At 74.2% G+C, this 26,513-nt stretch carries 23 protein-coding genes; 13 read left to right on the top strand and 10 right to left on the bottom strand.

Annotated elements, in window-relative coordinates:
• Positions 1–9: 9 nt before the first annotated feature.
• Both AC07AW_RS28115 and AC07AW_RS28110 read right to left on the bottom strand, forming a co-directional pair.
• Positions 10–1,410: an alpha/beta fold hydrolase gene (locus tag AC07AW_RS28115; RefSeq protein WP_478818233.1), complete on the bottom strand. Its 1,401-nt coding sequence runs from the start codon at positions 1,408–1,410 to the stop codon at positions 10–12.
• A 375-nt stretch (positions 1,411–1,785) separates the two neighbouring features.
• On the bottom strand, positions 1,786–3,126 hold the full coding sequence (locus AC07AW_RS28110; RefSeq protein WP_478818232.1) for a DUF2252 domain-containing protein: 1,341 nt from the start codon (positions 3,124–3,126) through the stop codon (positions 1,786–1,788).
• Positions 3,127–3,310: 184 nt separating this feature from the next.
• Here AC07AW_RS28110 and AC07AW_RS28105 point away from each other — a divergent pair, with 184 nt between their 5' ends.
• Positions 3,311–4,066, top strand: a complete 756-nt coding sequence (locus AC07AW_RS28105) for a GntR family transcriptional regulator (protein ID WP_478818231.1) — start codon at positions 3,311–3,313, stop codon at positions 4,064–4,066.
• A 51-nt stretch (positions 4,067–4,117) separates the two neighbouring features.
• Here the strand turns inward: AC07AW_RS28105 and AC07AW_RS28100 are convergent, their stop codons facing one another.
• Together AC07AW_RS28100 and AC07AW_RS28095 are read right to left on the bottom strand one after the other, a co-directional pair.
• A complete protein-coding gene (locus AC07AW_RS28100) occupies positions 4,118–5,647 on the bottom strand; it encodes an amino acid permease (protein ID WP_478818230.1) in 1,530 nt (509 codons plus the stop codon).
• Between the two features lie 73 nt (positions 5,648–5,720).
• Positions 5,721–6,695, bottom strand: coding sequence for a hypothetical protein (locus AC07AW_RS28095; protein WP_478818229.1), 975 nt, complete (start codon positions 6,693–6,695; stop codon positions 5,721–5,723).
• Between the two features lie 302 nt (positions 6,696–6,997).
• Here AC07AW_RS28095 and AC07AW_RS28090 point away from each other — a divergent pair, with 302 nt between their 5' ends.
• The 6 genes from AC07AW_RS28090 (at position 6,998) to AC07AW_RS28065 (ending at position 12,343) form a co-directional block, all read left to right on the top strand.
• Positions 6,998–8,479 carry an FGGY family carbohydrate kinase gene (locus AC07AW_RS28090; RefSeq protein ID WP_478818274.1) on the top strand — a complete coding sequence of 494 codons (1,482 nt, stop codon included), beginning with the start codon at positions 6,998–7,000 and terminating at the stop codon, positions 8,477–8,479.
• Complete coding sequence (locus AC07AW_RS28085; protein ID WP_478818228.1) at positions 8,476–9,915, top strand: FAD-dependent oxidoreductase; 1,440 nt, start codon at positions 8,476–8,478, stop codon at positions 9,913–9,915. The genes AC07AW_RS28090 and AC07AW_RS28085 overlap by 4 nt, the downstream gene beginning before the upstream one ends.
• Complete coding sequence (locus AC07AW_RS28080) at positions 9,912–11,129, top strand: FAD-dependent oxidoreductase (RefSeq protein ID WP_478818227.1); 1,218 nt, start codon at positions 9,912–9,914, stop codon at positions 11,127–11,129. Before AC07AW_RS28085 ends, AC07AW_RS28080 begins: the two co-directional genes overlap by 4 nt.
• Before the next feature lie 34 nt (positions 11,130–11,163).
• A complete protein-coding gene (locus AC07AW_RS28075; protein ID WP_478818226.1) occupies positions 11,164–11,481 on the top strand; it encodes a hypothetical protein in 318 nt (105 codons plus the stop codon).
• 77 nt (positions 11,482–11,558) lie between these two features.
• Positions 11,559–12,035: an NUDIX hydrolase gene (locus AC07AW_RS28070; protein WP_478818225.1), complete on the top strand. Its 477-nt coding sequence runs from the start codon at positions 11,559–11,561 to the stop codon at positions 12,033–12,035.
• Between the two features lie 62 nt (positions 12,036–12,097).
• Entirely contained in the window at positions 12,098–12,343 is a 246-nt protein-coding gene (locus AC07AW_RS28065) for a hypothetical protein (RefSeq protein ID WP_478818224.1), read from the top strand.
• Positions 12,344–12,402: 59 nt separating this feature from the next.
• Here AC07AW_RS28065 and AC07AW_RS28060 read toward each other — a convergent pair whose 3' ends face one another.
• Together AC07AW_RS28060 and AC07AW_RS28055 are read right to left on the bottom strand one after the other, a co-directional pair.
• Positions 12,403–13,656 (bottom strand): cytochrome P450 family protein, encoded by a 1,254-nt coding sequence (locus tag AC07AW_RS28060; protein ID WP_478818223.1) that lies wholly within the window; start codon positions 13,654–13,656, stop codon positions 12,403–12,405.
• 120 nt (positions 13,657–13,776) lie between these two features.
• The gene (locus AC07AW_RS28055) at positions 13,777–15,675 is read right to left on the bottom strand and encodes a potassium channel family protein (RefSeq protein WP_478818273.1); all 1,899 of its coding nucleotides are present in this window, start codon (positions 15,673–15,675) and stop codon (positions 13,777–13,779) included.
• A gap of 318 nt (positions 15,676–15,993) precedes the next feature.
• Here AC07AW_RS28055 and AC07AW_RS28050 point away from each other — a divergent pair, with 318 nt between their 5' ends.
• Complete coding sequence (locus AC07AW_RS28050; protein ID WP_478818222.1) at positions 15,994–17,262, top strand: D-alanyl-D-alanine carboxypeptidase family protein; 1,269 nt, start codon at positions 15,994–15,996, stop codon at positions 17,260–17,262.
• 157 nt (positions 17,263–17,419) lie between these two features.
• Positions 17,420–18,031, top strand: coding sequence for a DUF6058 family natural product biosynthesis protein (locus AC07AW_RS28045; protein ID WP_478818221.1), 612 nt, complete (start codon positions 17,420–17,422; stop codon positions 18,029–18,031).
• Between the two features lie 46 nt (positions 18,032–18,077).
• Here the strand turns inward: AC07AW_RS28045 and AC07AW_RS28040 are convergent, their stop codons facing one another.
• The gene (locus AC07AW_RS28040) at positions 18,078–20,465 is read right to left on the bottom strand and encodes an ATP-binding cassette domain-containing protein (protein ID WP_478818220.1); all 2,388 of its coding nucleotides are present in this window, start codon (positions 20,463–20,465) and stop codon (positions 18,078–18,080) included.
• An 88-nt stretch (positions 20,466–20,553) separates the two neighbouring features.
• Complete coding sequence (locus AC07AW_RS28035; RefSeq protein WP_478818219.1) at positions 20,554–20,799, bottom strand: DUF5133 domain-containing protein; 246 nt, start codon at positions 20,797–20,799, stop codon at positions 20,554–20,556.
• Between the two features lie 143 nt (positions 20,800–20,942).
• Between AC07AW_RS28035 and AC07AW_RS28030 the strand changes: the two genes are divergently transcribed.
• Complete coding sequence (locus AC07AW_RS28030; protein WP_478818218.1) at positions 20,943–21,980, top strand: NAD-dependent epimerase/dehydratase family protein; 1,038 nt, start codon at positions 20,943–20,945, stop codon at positions 21,978–21,980.
• Positions 21,981–22,027: 47 nt separating this feature from the next.
• Here AC07AW_RS28030 and AC07AW_RS28025 read toward each other — a convergent pair whose 3' ends face one another.
• Together AC07AW_RS28025 and AC07AW_RS28020 are read right to left on the bottom strand one after the other, a co-directional pair.
• Positions 22,028–22,891, bottom strand: a complete 864-nt coding sequence (locus tag AC07AW_RS28025) for a glutathione S-transferase C-terminal domain-containing protein (RefSeq protein ID WP_478818217.1) — start codon at positions 22,889–22,891, stop codon at positions 22,028–22,030.
• A 153-nt stretch (positions 22,892–23,044) separates the two neighbouring features.
• Positions 23,045–23,197, bottom strand: a complete 153-nt coding sequence (locus tag AC07AW_RS28020) for a hypothetical protein (RefSeq protein ID WP_392155565.1) — start codon at positions 23,195–23,197, stop codon at positions 23,045–23,047.
• A 220-nt stretch (positions 23,198–23,417) separates the two neighbouring features.
• Here AC07AW_RS28020 and AC07AW_RS28015 point away from each other — a divergent pair, with 220 nt between their 5' ends.
• The 3 genes from AC07AW_RS28015 to AC07AW_RS28005 all read left to right on the top strand — a co-directional run bounded on the left by AC07AW_RS28015 (position 23,418) and on the right by AC07AW_RS28005 (position 26,454).
• Complete coding sequence (locus AC07AW_RS28015; RefSeq protein ID WP_392155567.1) at positions 23,418–23,873, top strand: RrF2 family transcriptional regulator; 456 nt, start codon at positions 23,418–23,420, stop codon at positions 23,871–23,873.
• 160 nt (positions 23,874–24,033) lie between these two features.
• On the top strand, positions 24,034–25,368 hold the full coding sequence (locus AC07AW_RS28010; protein WP_478818216.1) for an acyl-CoA dehydrogenase family protein: 1,335 nt from the start codon (positions 24,034–24,036) through the stop codon (positions 25,366–25,368).
• A 213-nt stretch (positions 25,369–25,581) separates the two neighbouring features.
• Entirely contained in the window at positions 25,582–26,454 is an 873-nt protein-coding gene (locus AC07AW_RS28005; protein ID WP_478818215.1) for a universal stress protein, read from the top strand.
• The last annotated feature ends 59 nt before the right edge of the window (positions 26,455–26,513 follow it).

The following is a 26,513-nucleotide window of genomic DNA, read 5'->3' as shown; positions in this document are numbered from 1 at the left end:
GTGCTCCTGTCAGGGGGTGATGGTGAACGGTCGTGGCTGGAGTCCTGCCACGCAGCCGGTGTCGGGCGCGGTCGGACGGGCGAGGAAGGAGGCGAGGACGCTCGCCGCGCAGGGCTGCTGGGGCACCACCCAGTGGCCGATGCCGGGGATCCGGACGGAGGTCGAGTTGGGCAGCGTGGCGGCCGGGACGTGGGCCCAGCTCGCGCCTGTCTTCAGGTCGAAGGTTCCGGAGAGGAGGAGCGTCGGGATCCTGCTGAAGGTGGACACCCGCTGGATCGCGGTGCGGTCCGGGACGTTCCAGGCCCGGCACACGTCGTACTCGAAGGGCAGCTGCGGCGGCTGCGCCAGGACCGTGTCCGGCCACCCGGGGAAGTTCCGGCGCCCCGCCTCGAGCACGTCGTGCTCGGAGTAGCCGGGCACCCATTCGGCGCAGGCGATCGACTTCGTCAGGCCGTAGGCGAACGCGCCGATGACGGTCGCCACGTCGACGGCACGGGCCCGCGCGAAGCGCTCCGGGTTTCCGTGGGCGAGTTCGTCGAGCGCCGCGGGGACATCGACGGCCTTCACGGTGTTGGCTACGAGGATGTTGATCAGCGCGCCCCCGTCGAGGTCGACCTTGACCGGGGCCCCGCCCCCCGGCGGCTCGGCCATGAGCGTGAGGGGGTGCGCCTCGAGGCGGCGGACCTGCTCGTCGAGCGTGCGACGGAGGTGCGGGTAGCGGCTCTTGCACCGGGGCTGGGCCTCGCACGCCGCGAAGATCTCGCCGATCCCCTCGGCGGCGCTGTCCCAGGTCCACGGCATGTTCACCACCGTCGGGGGTGCGAGCGAGTCGATCGCCACCGAGCGGATCCCCTGGGGGTGCCGACGCATATAGGTGAGAGCGAGGTTGGTGCCGTACGAGTACCCGTAGACGTTCCACCGGTCGATGCCCAGCGCCGTGCGCAGGTCGGCGAAGTCCGCAGCGTTCTCGGTGGTGTTGTACGAGCTCAGCCGGATCCCTTCGGACGTCAGCCGGTCCCGGCACTCCTTGACCGCGCGCACCAGCAGCCGCCCGGTCGAGGGGGCGTCGTAGCGCAGCCCCACGGCCTTCACGTTGAAGTGGTCGATCTCCGGGCAGGCGAGGTTCGGCTGTGAGTACCGCCCGCCGCGCTGGGACACGACGATCAGCTCGTTGTTCCGGTTCACCCCGGAGGCGATGAGGAAGGGGATGTTGTCGAAGGCGTCGCCGCCGGGCCCCCCTTCCATGAACACCACCGGCTCGGCGGCCGGCCTGGACGAGGTGGCCGGGATGATCGCGACGGCCAGCCGGATGGTCCGGCCGCCGCCGCGGTGGGAGCGGTTCTCGGGCACCTCCAGGAAGCCGCAGCGTCCGGGGACCGGGTCGGGCGTCTGCGGGCAGGCACTGGGCACGAACCGCGCCGGGCCTCCTGGACGGGGCCCCCGGTCGGGGGGCGACACCGTGTCGCCCGTTCGCGAAGTGTGCCCCGTCGCCGGGGAGTTCGCCGCGCTCGGGCCGGCCGCACCCAGGAGGGTGAGTCCGGCCGTCACGAGCGCGAGGCCCGTGCGCGCGCCTGGGGATCGTCGTCTGCCGTACGGGCGCCGGGCGCGCGCTCGTACGGTGCCTTCTTCCGTCATGTGATCGGTCTCTCTGTGGACCACGGCCGTCCCGACCGGGACGACACCGCGTGGCTCAGCCCGCCACCTCATGGTTCGTGGGGGCACTGTGCCTGTCAGCCTGCGGTCGTGGTGGGACCCCCACCACTCGTGAGCTCCACTCGGAGCAGTTCAGGCGCCCGGGGCCGCCGTCACCATGCCCGAGGCGATGGCCGCGCCGAGGGCCGCGTAGTCGTCGGCGTTCTGCCCCGCGTAGGACAGGGCGAAGTCGGCCACGGCGTGGTCGAAGACGTCCGCGGATCCGAGGTAGGCGGCGATGGCGATGCGGTCGCCCGAGCGGGCGTGGGCGCGGGCCAGGGCGCGGCCGCAGAGCTGCGCGTAGTCCCGCAGGGTGGCCGGTGACATCGTCTCCACCTCGGCGGAGCCCTTCATGTCGCGCAGCTGCCGCCAGTAGAAGTGGCGCTGCTCGGGTCCGGTCATCCAGCCGAGGAAGATGTCGCTGGCGGCCTGGGTGAGCCGCTGGCCGGAGACGACGCGGTGGCCCTGGTGGGGGTAGGCGCTCGGCGTCAGGTACGGCTCCAGGACGGAGCGGCCGGCCTCCTTGATCTGGAGCATGAGCGGGTCGCCGTCGTCCCGGCCTTCGAGGAGGACGATGAAGCAGCGGGTGCCGACGCTGCCGACGCCGACGACCTTCCGGGCCGCGTCCACGAAGTGGTAGCGGTCGAGGAGGACGCGGCGCTCCTCGGCGAGGGAGCTGCGGTAGTCGCTGAAGATCTTGCCGATGGTGATCCGGTCGACGTCCGTGGCGCGTTCGAGGAGCGGCGGGTCGTCGACGATGTGCCGGTCGCCGGCCTCGTCCCTCTCGGTGAGCTTGGCGAGGGCCTGGAGGCTGGTGCGGCGGCGGGCGCCGGCGAGCCGTTTGGTGAGGCGGGCGCGGTCCTCGCCGCGTACCACGCGGAGGATGTCGTCGGCGGCGATCCGTTCGTACCAGACGGCGAGCTCGCCGAGGCCGGCGAGGCGACGCATGGTCGTGCGGTACGACTCGACGGCGACGAGCGCGGCGCGGTGCGCCTTGGGCTTCGCGCTGCCGTTCTGGAGGGCTGCGACGGTGACGCTGGCGGCGAGTCTCTTCACGTCCCACTCGAAGGGGCCGGGGAGGGTCTCGTCGAAGTCGTTCACGTCGAAGAGGAGCGACCGTTCGGGTGAGGCGTACACCCCGAAGTTGAGCAGGTGGGCGTCGCCGCACAGCTGCACGGTGAGCCCGGTGTGGCGCTCGGCGCCGAGGTCGGCGGCCATGACGCCGGCGGCGCCGCGCAGGAAGGCGAAGGGGGAGACCGCCATCCTGGCGTAGCGGAGGGGGACGAGGTCCGGCAGCCGGTCCAGGGACTCGCGCTCCAGGACCACCAGCGGGTCGGGGCGCTGTGATCGGGGTATCCAGCGGCCGTGGGTGGCTCGGGGGACGCTCTTCCGGGCCGCCTTGCCCCGCGCGGCGCGCTCCGACTCTGTCGTCATCCGGCCTCACCCGCCTTCTCCCGCCGAGATGCTCTCGGACCGGTCACCTGGAACCTCATTACACGGCCCGCCACACGTTTCGGCCACTCTGCCGGACCGGTCTGGCAAAATGGTTTAGACCAATGATAGGAATTGATCACCCACCCGAACCATGCTGTCACGCTGAGCAAAGAGAGGGTTGATCATGGCCGAGCCCGATTCCGAGACGGTGGCGGACGTGCCGCTCTATCTCCGGGTCGCCGCCGCCCTGCGTGAGGACCTCACCCAGCGGCTCATCTCCCCCGGCAGCCGGCTCCCTTCGGAGCGAACGCTCTCCCAGCGCTACCACGTCAACCGGCAGACCGTCCGCAGCGCGCTCCAACTCCTCAGGGAGGAGCGGCTCGTGGTCACCGACCGGCGCGGCACCTTCGCCGCCGCCGAGACCGCGCCCGAGCCGGCCGCGCCCGCCCTCACGGCCCGTCGGCCGACGTTCCCCGGGGGTCCACGGGCGGCCGAGGCACTGGTGCGGGCCTCGCTCACCTGGGAGCCGCCGCCCACTCCCCTGGCGGCCCGGCTCCTGCTCACTCCCGGCGAGCCGACGCTCGTCCACCGGCACACGGTGCTCGGGCCGCACGGGGCGGCGCTCCAGCGGGCGGTGTCGTGGTTCTCCCGGCCGGCCCTCGCCGAGATCCCGCAGCTCTCCCGCTACCGGCGGGGCAGGGACTGCCGCCAACAGCCGGATCTGCGGCTCCTCTACCACTGGATGCACCAGGCGGGGCTGCGGATCACCCACCGGGAGTCGGTCGGCGTCCCGCCCGGCCCGGCCACGGCGGCGGAGGGCGGTACGGCCCGGCTGATCGTCCACCGGGTGGTCAGCGACCAGCACGGGCACGCCCTGGAGATCACCGACATCGACTTCTCGGCCCAATCGGCCGCCTGGACCTACGAGTTCAGCGCCTGAGGGCGGAACCCGGCTCCCGACCGGCAAGGGGGCAGGAGCCGGGTTCCGCCGTCAGATGATGCCCTCGGAGATCTCCGCCTCCTCGCGGGCGCTTCCGTACGCGGTCGGCGTGCCGTACGAGCGGCGGGCGACGTACCACCAGACGCTGGCGAGGACGAGCACGACGGCGAGCGCGATGGCGGCGTAGTTCATGGTGTCGACGTTCACCGGGGACTTCTGCGGCAGGCAGAAGAGGACGGTCACGAACGCCACCCAGACGACGGCGATCCAGCCGATCGGCCTGCTCCAGCGGCCGAGGCTCCACGGGCCGGGCACGAAACGGTTCCCGGCGCGCAGCCGCAGGTAGACCGGGATGGCGTACGCGGGGGTGATGCCAATGACGTTGATCGCGGTGACGGCGCCGTAGGCCGTGGCCGAGTACAGCGAGGGGACGGCGAGCAGCGCGGCCACGACGACCGCCAGCCAGACCGCGGGGACGGGGGTCTGGGTGCTGCCGCTGACCTTCCGCCAGAGCGAGGAGCCGGGAAGGGCGTTGTCGCGGCTGAAGGCGAAGACCATGCGGCTCGCGGCGGCCACCTCGGCGTTGCCGCAGAAGAGCTGGGCGACGATCACCACGAGCAGCAGGACGGCGGCGCCGCGGGTGCCGAGCGCGTCCAGGAAGATCTGGGCGGGCGGGACGCCGGTGGCGCTGTTCTGCGTGCCCGCGTAGTCCTGGATGGCGAAGGTGAGTCCGGCCAGGAGCGCGAAGCCGGCGAGCCAGGAGGCCCAGATGGACCGGACGATGCCCTTGGCGGCGGTGACGGAGGCGTTGGAGGTCTCCTCGGAGAGGTGGGCCGAGGCGTCGTAGCCGGAGAAGGTGTACTGGGCGAGGAGCAGGCCGATCGCGGCGACGTAGAGCGGGTTGGTCCAGCCGGTGTCGTTGACGAACTTCGTGAACACGAACTCGACGGACTGGTGCCGGTCGGGGACGAAGGCGAGCGCGCCGACGATGACCGCGACGCCGACCAGGTGCCACCAGACGCTGACGGAGTTGAGGACGCTGACGAGCCGCACGCCGAAGAGGTTGAGTCCGGCGTGGAGCAGCAGGATCGCGAGGAAGATGAGGAAGGTGGAGCCCGGGGTGGGCACGAAGCCCCACTGGAGGTTGAGGAAGGCTCCGGTGAAGAGGGCCGCGCCGTAGTCGATGCCCGCGATCGCACCGAGCAGGCCGAGCAGATTCAGCCAGCCGGTGTACCAGCCCCAGCGGCGCCCGCCGAGCCTGTCCGCCATGTAGTAGAGAGCGCCGGAGGTCGGGTAGGCGCTGGTGACCTCGGCGAGGGCGAGGCCCACGCACAGGACGAAGAGGCCGACGCCGATCCAGCCCCACAGCATCACGGAGGGGCCGCCGGTGCCCATGCCGAAGCCGTAGAGGGTCATGCAGCCGGAGAGGACGGAGATGACCGAGAAGCTGATCGCGAAGTTGCCGAAGCCGTCCATGCGGCGGGCGAGGACGGGCTGGTAGCCGAGCTCTCTCAGTCTCGCCTCCTCGTCCTGGGACGGTGGCTTGCGGGTCGCGTCGATCGGGGCTTCGGTGCGGGACATGGGGGACCTCCGGGGGACGGGGGGAGCGGGGGTGGGGGGTGGAAGCAGGGGGCGCCGGGGGCGCGGTGGCGCGTCAGCCGCTGAGACAGCGGGCGCGGGCGCGCAGGAAGACCTCCTCGGCGAGGGCGCGGTCGTCCGGGTGAGCGGTGCGGTAGGCCCAGGGGAGGGTCGTGTAGTACGGGCCGAGGGCCTCGAAGACCCGGGCGGCGTCGGCGAAGCGGAGGGCGCCGAAGAGGGCGTGCGCCAGGTGGTTGAGGTCGAGCAGCGAGGCCTCGTCGGTGGCGCAGAAGAGGAACCAGGTGTCCAGGGCGCGCTGCGCGTCGCGTAATGCGTCCTCGGCGACCCAGTGGAGGTCGAGGGCACGCTCGTGGCCGCGCTCGCGCCGGTAGCGCTCGACGCGGACATAGAGCGGGAGGGCGTGCAGGGCGGAGCCGACGGGCGCCGAACTGGCGGCCCAGTACGAGTAGTTGACGGCCTCGGAGAGAGGGCCGGAGCGCCGGGCGTAGACGAACTGGAGCATGCGGTGGTGGGCCTCGCGGTTGTGCGGGTCGCGCTTCTCCACCTCGGCGAGCAGGCCCCAGGGGCCGGGCGGCAGCATGGGCGCCGGCGGGGTCTGCCGGTGCTCGGCCATGCGCTGGCGTCCGTCGAGGGCGGCGAGGGCGAGCAGCCCGACCCAGGGCACGGGGTCGGCGGGCGACCGCTCGGAGGCGTCGCGGCAGGCGGTCCAGGCCTCCTGCCAGAGCTCGCGGGTACGGGCGTGGCCGGCGCGGTGGGCGCGGACGGCGCGCTCGACGGCGACCCGGCTGTGCATCACGGTGGCGGCGAGGCTCTCGGGCTGCTCGGCCTGCCAGATGGGGACGACGTCGCTGCCCGCGGCGACGGCGGCGAGGACCTGGGTGCGCCGGGTCCACGCCTCCCAGTCGGCGGTCTCGTCGAGCAGCCGGGCCATGGACACCCAGCGGCCGGTGCGTAAGTCCTGGACGGCGTTGCGCAGGGCGTGGTCGTGGCCGGCGGGGTGGTAGACGGGCCGGAATCCGTGTCCGGCCATCAGGGGGTGGGGGGTGCTGTGGATGACATGGGTCCTCGGTGGATGGAGGGGGTGGTCAGTCCCCCGGCGGGCGTCCCGGCCGTTGATCGGCGATCACTATAGAGGGCTCTGGACGCGACCGGTCCACTTTCTTTTTTGACAGTAACTATTAGGCCAACGACTGAATTTGACTTACTGTCAGGTACGACGGGCGACCTGACGTGCTCGGCCGCCGAGGCTTGACGAAGGGCCCGGGCGGCGGCACCCTGACCCTTTTCGGTGATCGGATGATCACGGAGCGGTCGAGCGACGGGAGCAGCGGGATGACGGGCGGAGCGGTACTCGCCGTCGACCAGGGCACGTCCGGCACGAAGGCCCTCGTCCTCTGCCCCGAGCGCGGAGTCCTCGGCACCGGAACGGCCCCCGTCCGGCCCCGCCATCTCCCCGGCGGCCTGGTCGAGGTCGACCCGCGTGAGCTGTACGACTCGGTGGTCGCCGCCGGGCGGGCGGCGCTCGCCGAGGCGGACACGCGCGTCGTCGCCGTGGGTCTCGCCAACCAGGGCGAGACCGTGCTCGCCTGGGACCCCGCCACCGGGGAACCGCTCACCGACGCCCTCGTCTGGCAGGACCGCAGGGCCGCCTCCGTCTGCGCCGGTCTCGACGCCCACGCCGAGGAACTGCGCCGCATCAGCGGGCTTCCGCTGGACCCGTACTTCGCGGCGCCCAAGATGGCCTGGATCCGCCGCCACGCCACCGGCGCCGGCGTGGTCACCACCAGTGACGCCTGGCTCGTCCACCGGCTCACCGGCGCGTTCGTCACGGACGCGGCCACCGCCGGCCGGACCGGCCTCCTCGACCTCGACACGGTCGCCTGGTCCCAGACCGCCCTCGACCTGTACGGACTCGGCGGCGAGGCACTCCCCCGGGTCGTGGACTGCGACACCCCGGTCGGCACCACGACCGCGTTCGGCCCCGCGCTGCCGCTCACCGGGCTCATGGTGGACCAGCAGGCGGCGCTGCTCACCCAGAGCGCGGACGACCCCACCGCCGCCAAGTGCACCTACGGCACCGGCGCCTTCCTCCTCGCGCAGACCGGCCCCGAGCCCCGGCGCGCCGCCTCCGGCCTGGTGAGCTGTGTGGCCTGGCGGCTCGGCGGGCGCGTCACCCACTGCCTCGACGGCCAGGTGTACACGGTCGCCTCGGCCGTGCGCTGGCTCACCGACCTCGGCGTGATCGCCGGGGCCGGGGAGCTCGACGCGGTCGGCGGACGCGTGCCGGACGCCGGCGGCGTCACCTTCGTCCCCGCGTTCGCGGGGCTCGCCGCACCGTGGTGGCGCGGGGACGTACGCGGCTCGCTCACCGGACTCGGCCTCGACACGGGCCCCGGCCATCTGGTGCGCGCCCTGTGCGAGGGCGTCTGCGCCCAGGTGGTGGAGCTGGCCGCGGCCGCCGCCTCGGACCGGGGCGCGCCGCTGACCGCGCTGCGGGCCGACGGCGGTCTGACCCGCTCGGCCCTGCTCATGCAGACCCAGGCCGATCTGCTGCAACTCCCCGTCGAGGTCGCCTCGTTGCCCGACGCCACGGCGCTCGGGGTCGGCGCGGCCGCCCGGCTCGGACACCAGCCGGGGCTCACGCTCCGCGAGGCCGTACCGGAGTGGAAGCCCTCGGCCGTGTACGAGCCGCGGATCTCGTCCGACGAGGCGGCGGAGCGCCTGGGACGCTTCCGTTCGGAGGTGTCGGCCCTGGTGGAGCGGTCGGCGGGCGCGGCCGGTGCGGGAGACGGCACCGGCGGCGGGGCCGTATGACCGTCACGCGGACCGGGCCCGTGCCCGCCGGGGAGGCCGCGGAGTACGACGTCGTGGTCGTCGGCGCGGGGGTCGTCGGCTCCGCGATCGCCCGCGCCCTGGCCCGTCACCCGTTGCGGACCGCGCTCGTGGAGGCGGCGAACGACGTCGGCGACGGCACCTCCAAGGCCAACACCGCCATCCTGCACACCGGTTTCGACGCCGCGCCCGGCACCCTCGAAGCCCGCCTCGTGCGCGAGGGGCACCGGCTGCTCAACGCGTACGCGCGCGAGGCCGGCATCCCCGTGGAGCCGCTGGGCGCGCTGCTCGTCGCCTGGAACGAGGAGCAGCGAGCGACGCTCCCCCGCCTCGCGGAGAAGGCCGAGCGCAACGGCCACCGCACCACCCGTCTCCTCTCGCACGCCGAACTGGCCGCGCGCGAACCGCACCTGGGCCCCGGTGCCCTGGGCGGGCTCGAAGTGCCGGGCGAGTCGGTGATCTGTCCCTGGACAACCACCCTCGCGTACGCCACGCAGGCCGTCCGCTCCGGCGTCGACCTGTATCTGAACTGCCGGGTGGAGAAGGTGCGTCCGGGCGAGCCGTACCACCGGCTCGTGACCCGGCGCGGGGTGCTCAGGACCCGCCTCCTCGTCAACGCCTGCGGTCTCCACGCGGACGCGTTCGACGCGCTCGTCGGCCGGGAGGACTTCACCGTCACCCCGCGCCGGGGTCAGCTGCTCGTCTTCGACAAGTTCGCCCGCGACCTGGTCCGGCACATCCTGCTGCCGGTGCCCGGGCCGCTCGGCAAGGGCGTGCTCATCTCGCCGACGGTGTACGGGAACGTCATGCTCGGGCCCACCGCCGAGGACCTGGACGACAAGACCGCCACGGGCACGACGGCGGACGGTCTCGCCGGGCTGCGCGAGCAGGGCGGCCGGATCCTCCCCGCGCTGCTCGACGAGGAGGTCACCGCCGTCTACGCGGGGCTGCGGGCGGCCACCGGTCAGGAGGACTACCGGATCGCCGCCCACCCGGGCCTGCGGTACGTGACGGTGGGCGGGATCCGCTCCACCGGGCTCACCGCCTCCCTGGCCATCGCCGAGCACGTGCTCGGCCTCCTCGCGGACTGCGGGCTCGAACCGGGTCCGGCCCGTCCGCTCGCCCCGGTCCGCATGCCGAACCTCGGCGAGGCCTTCCCCCGCCCGTACCGCGACGCCGAACTCATCGCACGCGACCCGGAGTTCGGGTCGATCGTCTGTCACTGCGAGCGGGTCACCCGGGGGGAGATCCGGGCCGCGCTCGCCTCGACGATCCCGCCCGGCGGCCTCGACGGGCTCCGGCGCAGGACACGCGCCCGGGGCGGCCGCTGCCAGGGGAACCACTGCGGCGCGGAGGTGCGGGCGCTGTTCGAGGAACGGCCGCCCGAGCAGGGGCCGTACGGAGAGGGAGCACGGTGAACCGTACGGTCGACGTCCTCGTCGTGGGCGCGGGGCCCGCCGGGCTCGCCGCGGCCGCCCGGCTCGCGGCGGCGGGAGCGGGCCGCGTCGAGGTCCTGGAGCGGGAGGCCGCGGCGGGCGGGGTACCACGCCACTGCGTCCGGCCGGGATTCGGCGCGGACGCACGGGGGCGCGCCCTGGACGGCCCGGCATACGCCCGGCGCGCGGTGCGGGAGGCACTGCGGGCGGGGGCGGTCGTCCGTACCGGCGTCTCGGCCACCGGCTGGGCCGGGCCCCTCACCCTGGAGGTCACCGCCCCGACCGGTCTCGAACGCGTCCGGGCCCGGGCGGTGGTCCTCGCGACGGGGGCCCGGGAACGGCCCCGCAGCGCCCGGCTCGTCCCGGGCACCCGCCCCGCCGGGGTGCTGACCACGGGCGAACTCCAGAGGACCGTGCAGCGGTTCGGGTCGCGCGGGGAGCGCATCGGACGGCGGGCGGTGGTCGTCGGCGGCGACCCGGTGGCCCGGGGCGCGGTCCGGACGCTGCGTGCGGCCGGGGTGGAGGTGGCGGCCGTCGTCACGGGACTCCCGTCCGCCGCGGTGGCGTTCGCGAGGGTCCCGGTTCTCACCGGCACGGTCGTCGCGGAGCTGCTCGGACGTGGCCGGCTCACCGGGGTCGCGGTGCGGGGCCCCGACGGGCGGACGGCGGTGCTGCGGTGCGACACGGTGGTCTTCACCGGCGACTGGATCCCCGACCACGAGCTCGTCCGTGCCCGTGGCCTCGCCCTCGCCCCGGCCACCCGGGGCCCCGTGACGGACCACGGCTTCCGCACCTCCGAGCCCGGGGTCTTCGCGGTCGGCAATCTGCTGCGCGGGGTGGAGCCCGCGCTCGTGGCCGCCGCCGAGGGGCGGGCGGCGGCGGAATCGGTGCTCGAACGGCTCGGCGGCCGTCCCTGGCCGGGTGCCGGGGTGCCCGTGGCGGCGTCGGCCCCGCTGCGCTGGGTGACGCCCGGTCTCCTCGGCCCGGAGGCCGCCCCCTTGCTCGTCCGTCCGGAGCGGCGGCTCGTGCGCCCGGTCCTGACCGTCGCCCAGAACGGCGTCCCGCTGCGGCGGGAGCGGTTGAGCGGGACGCTCGTCCCCTGGCGTTCGGTACGGCTCGGGGCACGGTGGACGGGGGACGTGGACCTCGCGGGCGGCCCGGTGACCGTCGCCGCGGAGGAGGAGGGCCTGTGGTGAACGTGCCGGGTGCACGCGTTGCTAGGGTCCAGGAATGACGCGCCTGAAGATCGAGATATCCGTTCCGGAGAGTCATGCCGACGCTGTGATCGAGGCTCTCCACACGGCCGGTGCAGGACGGGTGGGCGAGTACGCGCGGTGCTCCAGCGTCTGGAAGGTGACCGGCAACTGGCAGGCCCTGCCCGGCGCGCAGCCGTACGACGGTGAGGTGGGCGTCGTCCAGCACAGCGAAGAGTGCCGGATCGAATCCGTCTGTGACGCGGATCAGGCCGGCGCCGTCCGCCAGGCTGTCCTCGATGCCCACCCCTACGAGCAGGCAGTCATCCACTTCCTGCCGCTGTACGAGCCGTAGGCGACGTCGGCGGGTGTGCTGATCACCGCCATGGGGTGATGGCTGCGTCGGCCGGGTGCTTCGGACAGACTGGTCGCATGTCGGACAAACGCAGCGCGGGTCTTCTGGTCTTCCGCCGTACGACGGACGGTGGCGTCGAGGTTCTCATCGGTCACATGGGCGGGCCCTTCTGGGCGTCCCGCGAGGAGTCGGCCTGGTCGATCCCCAAGGGGGAGTACGAACCGGACGAGGCCCCCGAGGCCGCGGCCGCCCGTGAGTTCCAGGAGGAGCTGGGCCTCCCGGCCCCCGACGGCGAGTGGTTCGCGCTCGGCGAGTCCCGCCAGCGGAACGGAAAGCTCGTCACCGTGTGGGCCGTCGAGGGCGATCTCGACCCCGCCGGGGTGGTGCCGGGGACCTTCGTCATGGAATGGCCGCCCCGGTCCGGGATCCGGGAGGAGTTCCCGGAGATCGACCGGGCGGGCTGGTTCGCCCCGGAGGCCGCCGCTCCGCTGCTCGTCTCCGGACAGCGGGTCTTCCTGGAGCGGCTGGCGGAACACCTCGACGGGCGGGCCTGAGCCCGATTGTCAGACCCGTAGGAGAGGGTGGTGAGCGCCGAACTGTCGAGAGGGAGCCCGACATGACCACGATCACCGCCAGCGAGCGCGCGGCCGCCCAGGCGTACCTGCGGCTGCTCGAATCCACTCAGGCCGTGCTGACCGACCCGCAGCTCGCCCCGTACGCCGGGGTGATGCTCACCCATCCGATGGCGGAGGCGGACGAGGCGCTCCGCGCCGCGGGTCTCGCCGGGAACGAGGACCGGCTGCTGCGCCTCGTCTCCTCCCTGCGGGCCTCCCCCGCGACCGTCTGGGGGCGCACCGGTTGACGCGGGACGCCCGTCACGGCCGGGGCGGGGGCCCCGGCCGTGGCCGGCCCGGTGCGTCGTCAGACGCCCGGGCGGACGGGCAGGGCCCGGACGCTGTTGCCGACGAAGCCGGAGTGGCGGGTCAGCTCGGTCTCCGGGACGGCCAGGTCCAGGTCGGGGAAGCGGGTGAACAGCGTCTCCAGGGCGATCGCGGCCTCCATCCGGGCGAGTGGGGCGCCCAGGCAGTAGTGGGGGCCGTGGCCGAGGGAGAGGTGCTTGACCGTCGCGGCGCGGGTGATGTCGAAGCGGTCCGCGTCCGGGCCGTGGGCCTTGGTGTCACGGCCCGCCGCCGAGTATCCGGCGAGGACCGGCGTGCCCTTCGGGATGACCGTGCCGTCGACGGTCAGATCGCGGGTGGGGTAGCGGAACGGGAAGTAGCTGACCGGGCTGTCCCAGCGGAGGGTCTCCTCCACCACGTCGGCCCAGTCGGCGCGGCCCTCGGTGACGAGGGCGAGCTGGTCGCGGTGGGCGCAGAGCGCACGGACCGCGTTGGTGACGAGGTTCAGGGTGGTCTCGTGGCCCGCGACGATCATCAGGAGCAGGGTGCCGATGAGCTCGGGCTGGCTGAGCCGGTCGCCGCCCTCGTCGCGGGCCGCGATGAGGGCGCTGGTGAGGTCGTCGCCGGGGGCGGCGGCCTTGGCGGCGGCGATCGAGCCCAGGAGCTCGACGAGTTCGCGGTTGGCGGCGACGGCCCGCGCGGGCTCGGTGTCGGTGGCGACGACCAGGCTGGAGAGGTGGTGCAGCCGGTCCTGGTGGGCCGGGTCGACGCCGAAGAGTTCGCAGATGACGCCGAGCGGCAGGGGCAGCGCGTAGTGGCGGCGGAGATCGGCGACGCCGTCGCCTGCGCGGGCGGCCTCCGCGAGTCCGTCGAGCAGTCCCGCGGTGACCGTCTCGACGCGCGGGCGGAGCTCCTCGACCCGGCGGGCGGTGAAGGCGCTGCTGACCAGGGTGCGCAGTCGGCGGTGGTCGGCTCCGTCGGCGGTCATCATGCCGGGGACGGTGGCGAAGGTCCGCAGCGGCCAGCCCTCGGGTATGCGGCCCTCGGCGAGGGCGGTGAAGTGCTGGGGGCTCTTGGCGACGTCGGGGTGGGAGAGGAAGTCGCGCAGCGCGTCGTGGCCGAGCACCGCCATGCCCTCGATCTCGCCGGGCAGCACCACGGGAGCCACGGCGCCCTCGGCGAGCAGCCGGGCGTTCGCCGCGTGCGGGCAGCCGCCCGCCGGGTCCATGCGGTACGGCGGGCGGCCGGCGGCCGGGGTGGTGGGCGGTGTGTTCAAGGAAGGGACTCCTCACTGCGGATGCGGACCGGTGCGGGCACGTGCGGCTGGTGCGCGTCATCGCGGGCCGTCGAGGGCCGTTGAGTGTCGTTTCGGCACGTGAGCGGTCAGATCCTACGGTCAACCCCGCTCCGTTCGTACGGAGTTGTCCGGCGCGCTGTGCTCGTCCCGGCCGCCGCGGCCGAGGAGTTCGGCCAGGCCCCGGCGGGTGGCGGCCACCACCACCCGGTCCCCCACGCCGAGACGCCGCTCCGGCCGGAGGCGCGGGCCCTCGCCGGAGCCGGCGGCGCGTCCGTCGAGGGCGACGACCCGCCAGGCGCCGGGACGGAAGGCCTCGGCGACCGTCCGGCCGTCCAGGAGCGGGTGGTCCGCGACGTCCACGGCGGCGAAGAGGAGGACCCGGCGCTCGACGGGCACGGCGCCCAGGACCTGGCGGCCCATCATGGCGCCCGCGAAGGCCGGTGCGGCGAGGTGGGAGACGCTGCGGCTGCGGGTGAGGGCCCCGGGGTGGGCGGTCCGCAGGGTGCGGAAGACGGCGGTGGCGAAGTCGTCGTCGTACAGCCGCAGCACGACCCTCAGGTCGGGGGTGACGGAGCGGGCGGAGAGCGCGGCCTCCAGATTGGTGATGTCGACACTGGTCAGGGCGAGGAGCGCGTGGGCACGGTGGATGCGGGCCGCCTCCAGGACGCCCTCCTCGGTGACGTCGCCGATGACGGTGGGGACGCGCAGCCGGCGGGCGACGGCGATGCCCCGGGCCTCCGGGTCGGATTCGACGCACACCACCGGGATGTTCAGTCTGCGGAGCCGGGCGAGGACGCGGGTGCCGACCTTGCCGAGCCCGAGGAGGACGACGTGGCCGGAGAGTCCGCGCGGCGGGCGGCGCAGGGTGGTCGCGGTGCGGAAGGTGCCGAGGCCTTCGAGGAGGGCGGCGACGATCACCGGCAGCAGGAGGAGGCCGACGAACCCGGCGAGGATCTGGAGCAGCTGGCGGCTGGTCGGCTCCCCGACGGCGGGGTCCCCGATGGCGAAGATGTCGAGGAGCGTCAGATAGGCGGCGTGCAGGGGGTGGTCGCCGGTGGTGAAGGTGGACGCGAGAGCGAGCGCCAGGACGGCGGCGACGGCGCCCGCGAGGGACCAGCGCAGGCGGCGGGAGAAGAGAGAGGCGACGGGCAGCGCGGAGGCCGCGAGGCGGGCCGCCGGCAGGGCCGGGCCGGCTGGGGTGACCGCCTCGAGGGTGACGGCGGCGCGCCCGGTGGCGGCGGCCACCGTCCGGTCGTCCGGCAGGAGGCGGGGGCCCGCGTCGCCGCTGCGCTCGGAGCCCTCGCAGCCGGCCGGGTCGCCGGCGGTGGCGGAGAGCAGGGCGAGGGTGCAGAGCCCGGGGTCGGGTGCCTGGCCCGCGACGGGCGGCCGGTCGACGGCGTGCAGCAGCAGTCCCCCGGCCTGGACCACCTTGCTGGTGCCCGCGACGGCGGCCGCGGCCAGGCCGGGGGCGGCGGTGTCGACGTCGGACAGGACCGTGGTGGCGGCGTCGAGCTTCTCGGGGTCGAGACCGGGTTCGGCGACGGCCGCGGCCTGGTCGAGGAGCGTTTCGAGGTGCTGGCCGAGCTTGCGGTTGTAGAGGCGGATCACGAGGCGGAGCCGGGGGTTGAGGCGGCGGGCGGTGAGCGCGGCCCGGATGTTCGTCTCGTCGTCCTCGTGGACGAGGGCGAGGGCGGCGGCGCGTTCCGCACCGGCGTCCCTCAGGGCCCGGTCGTCCGTCTCCGCAGCCTCGACGACCCGCAGGGTGCCGGTCGGATCGGCGCCGTCCTCCGGGGTTCCGGGCGCGGCTCCGGCGCCGGTGGTGCGGGTGACGGCGGCGGTCACCCGCCCGAAGAGGGCGAGTGCCCGGCCGGCGCGGCCGGCGGGTGTGCGGGGCGCGTCGGGCAGCGCCGGCACCAGGAGGGTGACCTGCTCCCCGTACACCTCGTGGAGCTCGCGCGCGAGGCGGTGGGCGAGGGCGTCGTCGCCGCACACGATCATGTGCCCGGCGGGGGCGGTGCGGGACTGCCGCTCGATCCGCGGCGCGGGCGCGCCGAACGGGCCGGCGGGGGCGGGCACGGGCCGGGCCGCCGGTTCGGCGGGGGCGGCCGTGGGCGTCCCGTCCGGAACGGCGTTGCTCTGATGCGGGTATGAGGGCACGTCACAAGGATGCCCTGCGCACCGACAGCGGTTCCGGTCCCCTCGACGGGGTCGGGACCACCCGGGCGGACGCACGACGCGCCGCCGTACGCCACACCCGCTACCCCGGTCGGCGCACTCCGATCTGCGGGGTCCGCGCCTCCTTCCTACGGTGGCTGAATGATCGTCACGTCAGCTGTCCGTCATGCCGCCGCCGGTTCCGCGGCGCTGCTGTTCGTGCTGCCCGTTCCGGCGGCCGCCGCCTCTCCCGCCACTCCTGTCTCCCACGTGGCGACCTCGGTCGGGGAGCCCACCCCGCCCGCGCGCCAGTACGTCGACCGGGCGCGGCTCGACCGGAAGGGCACGCAGGTGCAGCGGCTGCCGGGCGCGCCCTCCGTGCCCTCGGTGTCCGCCCTGTCGTGGGTGGTGGCGGACGCCTCCTCGGGCGAGGTGCTCGCCGCGCGGAACGCGCACCGGAAGCTGCCTCCGGCCAGCACCCTCAAGGCCCTGTTCGCGCTCACCGCGCTCCCCCACCACAAGCCCTCCGAGCTGCACACCGTGGCCGATTCCGAGCTGACCGGCATCGGGGCCGGGAGCAGCCTGGTCGGCGTGAAGGAGGGGTACACGTACAAGGTCTCGGACCTGTGGAACGGGGTCTTCCTCAGTTCGGGGAACGACGCCGTGCACGTCCTGGCGGAGATGAACGGCGGCTGGGAGTCGATGACCCGGCAGATGCAGGAGAAGGCCCGCTCCCTGGGCGCCGAGGACACCCACGTGGTCTCCCCCGACGGCTACGACTCCCCCGGCCAGGTGTCCTCCGCGTACGACCTGGCGGTGTTCGGCCGGACGGGGCTCCAGGATCCGGAGTTCGCCCGGTACTGCTCGACGCGGTACGCGGACTTCCCGGCGGGCTCCTGGTCGTACGGCATCGCCAACACCAACCGGCTCCTGACGGGCGAGAACGGCGTGGAGCGCTACCCGGGGATCCTGGGGATCAAGAACGGCTACACGAGCAACGCGGGCAACACCCTGATCTCGGCGGCCCGGCGCGGCGACCGGACGCTCGTCGTCTCGGTGATGAACCCTCAGGAGGGCGGCGGGTTCGCCGTGTACGAGGAGGCGCGGGAGCTGCTCGACTGGGGCTTCGAGGCGGCGGGACGGGTGCAGCCGGTGGGCTCCCTCGCACCGGCTCGGGCCGAGGCGGCGGCCGACGCGGGCACGCGGGCCGTGTCGGTGACCCGTGACGGGCACGGCACGAAGGCGGCGCCGGTGGCGCCCCCGGCGGGCGCCGGGCTGGGGGCGCAGGCGCTGGCCGCGCCCGGGAAGAAGGCTCCGGAGGCGGAGGCCTCGAACCCGTCGGCCGGGCTTCCGCTGGCCCTGGTGGGCTCGGCCTGCGCCGCCGCGCTCGCCCTGTGGGGCTGGCGGCGCAGGACGGCCCGCAAAGCCTGAGGTCCTCGCTTCGAGGGCCGCCGGTCGTGCGGTGCCACGGGAGACACCGGCCCCGGTCGTGCCGGGGACGGTTCGGCGGGCGCCGCACGATCCGGGTCCTAGCCTGCGGGAACACCGTTCGGGACCGGCCCGGACGGTCTTCCCGAGGAGTGACCCGATGACGGACAGTACGCCCGCCGCCGTACGGATCGCCGAGCGGTTCCGCGAGGTGAACGGCGACCATCCGATGACCGCCGCCGACGACAGGTACGTCTCCGCCCAGTTCGTACCGCTGGAGGCGCTGTGCGCGGCGCTGGGCCGGGACGCCGACGAGGTCCGGGGGCTGATGCTCGGGGGTCTGCTGCCGCTGCCGGGCTATCTGCGGTCGGACGGCGCGGAGATGGTGCCGCGCGATCTGTTCGCGCTCGCGGAGGCGGCGGGCGGTCCCGACCTGCTGCGCGCGTGGTTCACCGAGCACTGGGAGGACCCGGTCCGGGGCGAGGAGGAGTGGGCGGCGTATCTGAGCGGCCGGTACGTGTGCCTGCACGAGGTGACTCCGGCGAACATCCGGCGCAAGGAGGAGCTGACGGCGGAGATCACCGCGTGTCTCGCGACCGCCGGGGCGGATCCCTCGACGGAGTGGCGCGGCGGCCTCCACGCGCGCGTGGACGCGCTCGACGCCCTGGAGCCGGCGTTCACCGCGTACGACCGGCTGCGCTTCGGCGGCCCCACCTCACGGGACACCTGCGTGGACGCGCCCCGGGCGCTGTTTCCCCGCCCACGGGACTGAGCGGCGACCCGGTGGCCGAGGCCCCGGACCGCCGCTGCCGGACGGGTCAGGCGCCGACGTACTCCGCGAGGTGCTCGCCGGTCAGGGTGGAGCGGGCCGCGACGAGTTCGGCGGGCGTGCCCTCGAAGACGATCTTTCCGCCGTCGTGGCCCGCGCCGGGGCCGAGGTCGATGATCCAGTCGGCGTGCGCCATGACCGCCTGGTGGTGCTCGACGACGATGACCGACTTGCCGGAGTCCACGAGCCGGTCGAGGAGGCCGAGGAGCTGCTCGACGTCGGCGAGGTGGAGGCCGGTGGTCGGCTCGTCGAGGACGTAGACGCCGCCCTTGTCGCCCATGTGCGTGGCCAGCTTGAGCCGCTGCCGCTCGCCGCCGGAGAGGGTGGTGAGGGGCTGGCCGAGGCTCAGGTAGCCGAGTCCGACGTCGGCGAGCCGGGCGAGGATGCGCTGCGCGGCCGGGGTGTGGGCCTCGCCGGTGGCGAAGAACTCCTCGGCCTCGGTCACGGACATCTCGAGGACCTCGCTGATGTCCCGGCCGCCGAGGAGGTATTCGAGCACCGAGGGCTGGAACCGCTTGCCCTCGCAGTCCTCGCAGGTGGAGGAGACGCCGGCCATCATCCCCAGGTCGGTGTAGATGACGCCCGCGCCGTTGCAGGTGGGGCAGGCGCCCTCGGAGTTGGCGCTGAACAGCGCCGGCTTCACGCCGTTGGCCTTGGCGAAGGCCTTGCGGATCGGGTCGAGGAGCCCGGTGTACGTGGCGGGGTTGCTGCGCCGGGAGCCGCGGATCGCGCCCTGGTCGACGGAGATCACCTCCTCGCCGGCGGGGATCGAGCCGTGCACGAGCGAGCTCTTGCCGGAGCCGGCGACCCCGGTGACGACGGTGAGCACGCCGAGCGGGATGTCGACGTCGACGTCGCGCAGGTTGTGCGTGGACGCGCCGCGGATCTCCAGGGCGCCGGTGGGCGTGCGCACCGACTCCTTGACGGCGGCCCGGTCGTCGAGGTGGCGGCCGGTGACGGTGCCGGCGGAGCGCAGGCCCTCCACGGTGCCCTCGAAGCAGACGGTGCCGCCCGCCGTACCGGCGCCGGGTCCGAGGTCGACGACGTGGTCGGCGATGACGATGGCCTCCGGCTTGTGCTCGACGACGAGCACGGTGTTGCCCTTGTCGCGCAGCTGGAGCAGCAGGTCGTTCATCCGCTGGATGTCGTGCGGGTGCAGGCCGATGGTGGGTTCGTCGAAGACATACGTGACGTCGGTCAGCGAGGAGCCGAGGTGGCGGATCATCTTGACGCGCTGCGCCTCGCCGCCCGACAGGGTGCCCGACGGCCGGTCGAGGGAGAGATAGCCGAGGCCGATCTCCACGAACGAGTCGAGGGTCAGCTGGAGCGCGGTGAGCAGCGGCGCCACCGAAGGCTCGTCGAGGGCGCGGACCCAGTCGGCGAGGTCGCTGATCTGCATCGCGCAGGCGTCGGCGATGCTGATCTTCTTGATCTTGGAGGCCCTGGCGCCCTCGCTGAGCCGGGTGCCGTCGCAGTCGGGGCAGGTGGTGAAGGTGACGGCCCGCTCGACGAAGGCGCGGATGTGGGGCTGCATGCCCTCCTTGTCCTTGGCCAGGAAGGACTTCTGGATGCGCGGGATCAGACCCTCGTAGGTCATGTTGATCCCGGCGATCTTCATCCGGACGGGCTCGTGGTGGAGGAAGTTCTGGAGTTCCTTCTTGGTGTACTTGCGGATCGGCTTGTCCTGGTCGACGAGGCCGGACTCGCTGTAGAGCCGGTAGTTCCAGCCGCCGGGGGTGTAGCCGGGGATGGTGAGCGCGCCCTCGGCGAGCGACTTGGAGTCGTCGTAGAGCTGGGTGAGGTCGATGTCGGAGACGGTGCCCCGGCCCTCGCAGCCCGGACACATGCCGCCGGTGCGCTCGAAGGTCGCCCGCTCGGTCTTCCTGGTGCCGCGCTCGACGGTGATGGCGCCGCTGGCCCGGACCGAGGGCACGTTGAAGGCGTAGGCGCTGGGCGGGCCGATGTGCGGCTTGCCGAGGCGGCTGAAGAGGATCCGCAGCATGGCGTTGACGTCGGTGGCGGTGCCGACGGTGGAGCGGGGGTCGGCGCCGAGGCGCTGCTGGTCGACGATGATCGCGGTCGTCAGGCCTTCGAGGACGTCGACCTCGGGCCGGGCGAGCGTGGGCATGAAGCCCTGGACGAAGGCGCTGTACGTCTCGTTGATCAGCCGCTGCGACTCGGCGGCGATCGTGTCGAACACGAGGGAGCTCTTGCCCGAGCCGGAGACGCCGGTGAAGACGGTGAGACGGCGCTTCGGTATCTCGATGCTCACGTCCTTGAGGTTGTTCTCGCACGCGCCGTGCACGCGGATCAGGTCGTGTCGGTCGGCGGCGTGGGGGACGGACGCCCGCTCGTCCGGCCTCGGGGCCTTGCTCATCGTCTCTCCAGCCTTCGCGCGGTACCTGACGTTGATCCTTCGCGCCCGTGGCCGAGCGCGTCGAGCACGGGGGCGAAGGTCATGGCTGTCACGCTAGTGGCGGCACGATGACGACGCTTCTCGATTCCTGATCTCCTCCCGAGGTCACGTACCGTTCGGCCGCGAGGACGGCCTCCCGGGCGGTGCGTTCTCCCATGAGGACGCACAGGGTGTATGCCGTGTCCTCGAAGCGCCGGCGGGCCGACAGGTCGCCCGGCCTGTCCAGCACGGACCGCTCCTGGACGCGGAAGTGCCGGAGCAGCCGTTCGACGGTGTTCCTGTCGGGCAGCAGCATGGCCGTTCTCCTGTCTCCTGAGTCGCTTCATATTCCCGGTCGTCGGCCGCGCCCGCGAACCGTACGGACACGCTCTGTGAGCGGGGGTGCCCGGGGAGGCCGCCGGAGTGCGCTTCCGCCGCCGATGGCGGAGGGTCGGAGACATGAACCCGAGCACGATTGCGCGCGTCGTCGTCACGGGCGCCACCGGCAACGTGGGAACGAGCCTGGTCCGGATCCTGGCGCGCGATCCGGGCGTCGGCTCGGTCCTCGGTCTCGCCCGGCGCAGGCCGGGACTCGATCTCCCGGGGGTGGAGTGGGCCGAGCTCGACCTCTCCCGGGAGGGGGACGAGCCGCGGCTCGCGCAGTACGTGGCGGACGCGGACGCGGTGGTGCACCTGGCCTGGCGGTTCGGTCCGACGCACGACCCGGTGGAGACCTGGCGGACCAACGTCCTGGGCGCGGTCCGCGTCTTCGACGCGGTGGCGGCGGCGCGGGTCCCGGTCCTGGTGCACGCCTCCTCGGTGGGGGCCTACTCCCCCGGGCCCGAAGGCGGCGCCCCGGTGTCCGAGGCATGGCCGACGCACGGCTGGCCGGGCGCCGCGTACACCCGGGAGAAGGCCTATCTGGAGCGGGTCCTCGACACCTTCGAGCGGGACCATCCGCTGACCCGGGTGGTGCGGATGCGGTCGGCGTTCCTGTTCAAGGAGGAGTCGGCGAGCGGGCAGCGGCGGATCTTCGCCGGGCGGTTCTTCCCGGGGCAGCTGGTGCGGCCCGATCTGCTGCCGCTGCTCCCGGAGTTCGAGGGGCTGCGCTTCCAGGTCCTGCACACGGAGGACGCGGCGGACGCCTACCGCAGGGCGCTCCTGCGGGACGTCCGGGGCGCCTTCAATCTGGCCGCGGAGCCGGTGATCGACGGCGCGACGCTCGGCGAGCTGCTGCACGCCCGCCCGGTGAAGGTGCCGGCCGGCGCGGTACGGGGTGCCTTGTCGGCGGCCTGGCGGCTGCGGCTCGCCCCGGCCTCCCCGGGGCTCTTCGACGCCCTGCGGCACCTGCCGCTGCTTGCCACGGAGCGGGCCCGGCGGGAGTTGGGGTGGGAGCCGGCGGCGAGCTCGCTGGAGGCCCTGGAGGCGTTTCTGCGCGGGGTCCGCGCGGGCTCGGGCGACGACACGGCGCCGCTGGCGGGACACCGCATCGGCTGACGCAGACGTCGGCGCGATGCGGCACTCCCCGGCCGTCGGGTACCGCGTCAGCGCGCCCCGGTGGTCCAGTCGACGAGGCGTATCCCGGCGCCCGCGGCCTCGCGGCCGCGGCAGTGGGCGCGGTGGCGGCGCAGCAGGGCGTCGATGTCGAGGTGGCGGGCGAACTCGGGGCGGGCGGCGAGGCGCTGGGCGTAGGCCCACAGGGCGGGGTGGCCGGCGACCCGCTCCATGGCGGCGGCGTCGAGGTGCCAGCGGTGCACGGTGTCGAGCTGGACGAGGGTGACCCAGACGTGCACGTCGGCGGCGGTGGGCGCGTCGCCGAGGACGTACGGCCCGCGGGCGAGGCGGCGTTCGAGGGAGCCGAGGGCGGCGAAGAGGACGGTGAGCGGGTCGCGGTGGGCGGACTCGCCGTCGAGGCCGAGTTCGCCGGCGCGCTGGGCGGCCCGGTTGACGCTCCGCTCGCACAGGTCGGCGATCGCGTCGACGGCGTCGCGGTGCTCCTCGGGCAGCAGGTCGGGGCCGTCGCCCCGGAAGCGCAGGGCGAGGTCCCGGAGGATGTCGGGGACGTGGGTGCTGACGATCCGTCCGGTCCATCCGTCGCTGAGTACGGGTGCGGCGGCCGGACCGGTGTAGAGGTGGGCGCTCGCCTCGTACAGCGGGCGGAGCGCGGCGTACCCGCCGTCGGGCGTGTCGGGGGTGTCGGGGAGCACGGTGAGCGGGAGCGTGTCGTCGAGTCCGAGGAGGCCGTGGGTGAGGGCGATGCTCAGACACCGGGGGTCGGACGGGTCGACGTGCAGGCGGTAGCGGTGCGGCACGGCGTAGTGGCCGCTGCACGCGTCGCGGCCGATCCGGCCCCGGAAGGGGGGTACGGCGGAGGCGGGCAGGAGCGAGGACGGGACGACGACGGACATGCTTCTCCCTCGGGGGTGCTCGGTGCTGGGTCGGGCGGCGGGCGGCGGTCCGGTCACGACGGTGTGACGCGGGGCCGCGCGGGGCCCGGAGGCAGCAGAGGTACGGGAAAGAGGAGACGGGCGGATCGCGGCGGGCGCCCCCGGTCCGGCGGATCAGGCCTCGGCGGACGGGCGGACGCCCGGGCGGGCGGGGCGACTCGCGGCGCTGCAGACCCGCAGCAGATCGATGTGCCTGCGGGACGTGAGGGGCAGCGAGCGCGGGAGGGGCGCGGCGGGTGAGGTGTCCCTCCGGCCGGTGCGTCCCATGGTTTCCTACCTGTTCGCTCGGTTTCCCGTCCATGAGTGTCCGGCGGGTCACGGGTGACGTCAAGGGTGCGGTACTGCTCGTCTCACGGCATGGAACGGGCCGGCGGAACGGGCCCGCCCGGACCCGCCGCGCGGGCCGGGGAACCGGCGCACGGATCCGCCGCGCGGATCGCGGAACAGGCGCGCGGATCCGGTCACGTCCGTGCGGAATAATGCGCGCATGCGCATTTCAGCCAGGGCCGACTACGCGGTGCGGGCCGCCCTCCAGCTCGCCGCAGCCCAGGACGCGGGGCCGCTGAAGGCCGAGTCCATCGCGGTGGACCAGGACATCTCGCACAAGTTCCTGGAGGGCATCCTCGGCGACATGCGCAAGGGCGGCCTGGTGCAGAGCCAGCGCGGCGGCAACGGCGGGTACTGGCTGGCCCGGCCGGCCGAGACGATCTCGGTCGCGGACGTCATCCGCTGCGTGGACGGCCCGCTGGTCTCCGTACGCGGGGAACGGCCGCCGGACCTGTCGTACACGGGGCCCGCCGAGTCGCTGCTCACGCTGTGGATCGCGCTGCGGGCGAGTGTCCGCGGGGTGCTCGGGGTGTCCCTCGCGGAACTCGCGGCCGCGAAGCTCCCGCCGGAGATCGTCGCGCTCGCGGACGATCCGGAGGCGTGGACCAACCCCTGACCCGTACAGGGTCGACCTCCCACCACCTGCGCGAACCTGACACGGTCCCGCTCACCGATACGAGCCTGTCCAGCCTGTGGACGCCCCTTGGGGCCAGGCGGTCGCCTCTGTCAGTATCCCTACTATTCCAGTGGGGATACTAGGGATCAGGTGAGGTGACGTGAGTACGCCGAGGAAATCGCCGAAGAGACCAGCGATACGCACCGCCTCCGCACCACCCGGCCGGCCCGCCGACCGGCCGGCCGACGACGAGATCTGGCCGCGCGTCACCCGCGAGCTGGCCGACGACCTGGCCGCCGACGCCCTCGCCAGGGACCGGGCGGGCAAGGCCCCCTTCGACGAGGTCGCGCGGCTCCAGGAGGCGGGCCTGCCCGCCCTCCTCACCGCGCCGGGACCGACCCGGCGGGGCGCGGACTGGCGGGCCGCCTGCGCGGTCGTACGGGAGATCTCCGCCGCCGACAGCTCCGTCGGCGAACTCCTCGCCCACCACTACGCGCTGTCCTGGAGCAGCCGCTTCTTCGGCCCCGCGGCACAGGACGCCGACGACGCGCCGTCCCCCGCGCTCTCCCTCGACGTCTGTACGGCCGAGGAACGCTGGCTGCTCGCCGGCGGCGTCGAACCGCCGCGCGCCGAGACCGACCCCGGGCTCACGCTCACCCCCGCCGACGGTCCCGGCGGCGGCTGGATCCTCGACGGGCGCCGCGCCTTCGCCTCCGGCGTGACCGTCGCCGACCGGCTCGTCGTCGGCGCCCGGCCCGGCGGCACCGGCGACCTGCTCGTCGTCCTGGTGGACCCGGCCCACCCGGGGGTCTTCACGGACGCGGGTACGGACCGGGTCGGGCAGCGGCTGGCCGGGGCCGGCATCGTCACCTTCGACCACGTCCCGGTGGATCCCGGGCACGTCCTCGGGGTCCTCCCGCACGACGAGCACGCCGTCGCGCCGTTCACCACCCTCGCGCCGCTCGCCCTGCGGCTGCTCCTCGTCCAGGTGGGGCTCGGCATAGCCGAGGGGGCGCTCGCCGAGGCCCGGGACATCAGCCGCGCCGGGCAGGCCGGCCCCGGCCCCGCCGACCGCGAGGGAGACCCCTCGGTCCTGGACGGCGCCGGGGACGACCCGTACCTCCTCCTCGCCTACGGAGAGCTGGCGACGGCCGCGCACGCCGCCGCCGCCGTGGTGGAGCGGGCGACGGACGCCCTCGCCCGGGGACTGCTCGCCGAGTGGTCGCTCGGCCTGGAGGAACGCGCCGACATCGCCGTCCTCGTGGCGGCGGCCGAGACCGTCACCGGCCGGGCGGCCGTCCACATCACCACCCGCATCCTGGAACTCGTCGACGGCACGGCGGGCGCCGACGTCCGGGGCGGCGGGCCGGGCTTCGACCGCTTCTGGCGCAACGCCCGCGCGCTCACCGCCCCCACCCAGGCGGCCCACCGGCTCCGGGACATCGGGGACCACTACCTCAACGGCACCCACGCCCGCCTTACGCTGCTCGCCTGACCTCCCTTCGAGCGGCCTCCGAGCCTGCGAAAGGCCGCACGAAGGGCCGGACGGAGGCCGCACGAAGGCCGCACGAAAGACCGCACGAAGGGCCGGACGGACCGTCATGTCGGGACGTCCGGCCCTCTCGTCAAGCCGCCGTATGGCCCAAGCTGGAGGGAGCAGGGCCCGGCCACCCGGCGGGCCCGTCACCGCACCGACGGAGGCAGCCTGATGAGTCGTGAGATCGTCGCAGGAGTGGACGGTTCCCCGGAGAGCCTCGCCGCGGCCGACTGGGCCGCCCGCGAGGCCCTGCACCGGGGCCTCCCGCTACGGCTCGCGCACGCGTGGCGCTGGGAACCGCTCGACATCCCCCTGGTCCAGGACCCCGAGGAGCAGCAGCGCGCGGCGTACGCCGTCCTTCGCGAGGCCGAGGCCGCGATCGCCGAGCGCCACCCGGGGCTCGCGCTCACGGCCGAGCTGCTCCCCGACACCCCGGCCGCCGCGCTGCTCGGCACCGAGGAGCGGGCCGAGCTGCTCGTCATCGGCTCGCGCGGATACGGCGCCGTCATCGGCTTCCTGCTCGGCTCGTACGGGCAGCAGATCATCGCCGGCGCCACCCGCCCCGTCGTCGCCGTCCGGTCCCGCGACGGCGAGCAGGCCGAACCGCCCTCGGGGTACGTGCTCGTCGGTCAGCACGGCAGCCCGGAGGACAGCGCGGCCGCGCTCGGCTTCGCCTTCGAGACGGCCGCCGCGCGCGGGGCTGCGGTGCGGGCCGTGCGGGCGTGGAGCCTGCCGCCCCTCTACGCGTACAGCCCAGCGTCGATGCGGCTCGCGGACGAGGCCGGCGGGCTCGTCCCGTACGAGGAGAAGGCGCTGCGCGAGGCGCTCGCCCCCTGGCGCGAGCGGTACCCCGACGTGCCGGTCGTCGAGCACGTCGAGCTGGGCAGCGCGGGGCAGGTCCTCCTTTCGGGCTCGGGCGGCGCCCAGCTCCTGGTGGTCGGCCGGCGCGCCCGGCGCGGGGCCGTCGGGCCGCGGATCGGTTCGGTGGCGCACGCGGCGCTCCACCTCGCGCCCTGCCCGGTGGCGGTGGTCCCGCAGGGCTGACAGGCTCGGACGTGGGTTGACGCGCTGCGTTGACGAGGAGTGTCGGGGCCGACGGGGCC

The sequence above is a fragment of the Streptomyces sp. NPDC044003 genome (assembly GCF_056435185.1).
Note: the sequence above shows the minus strand (reverse complement) of the source record. Positions and strands in the feature narration are given on the sequence as shown.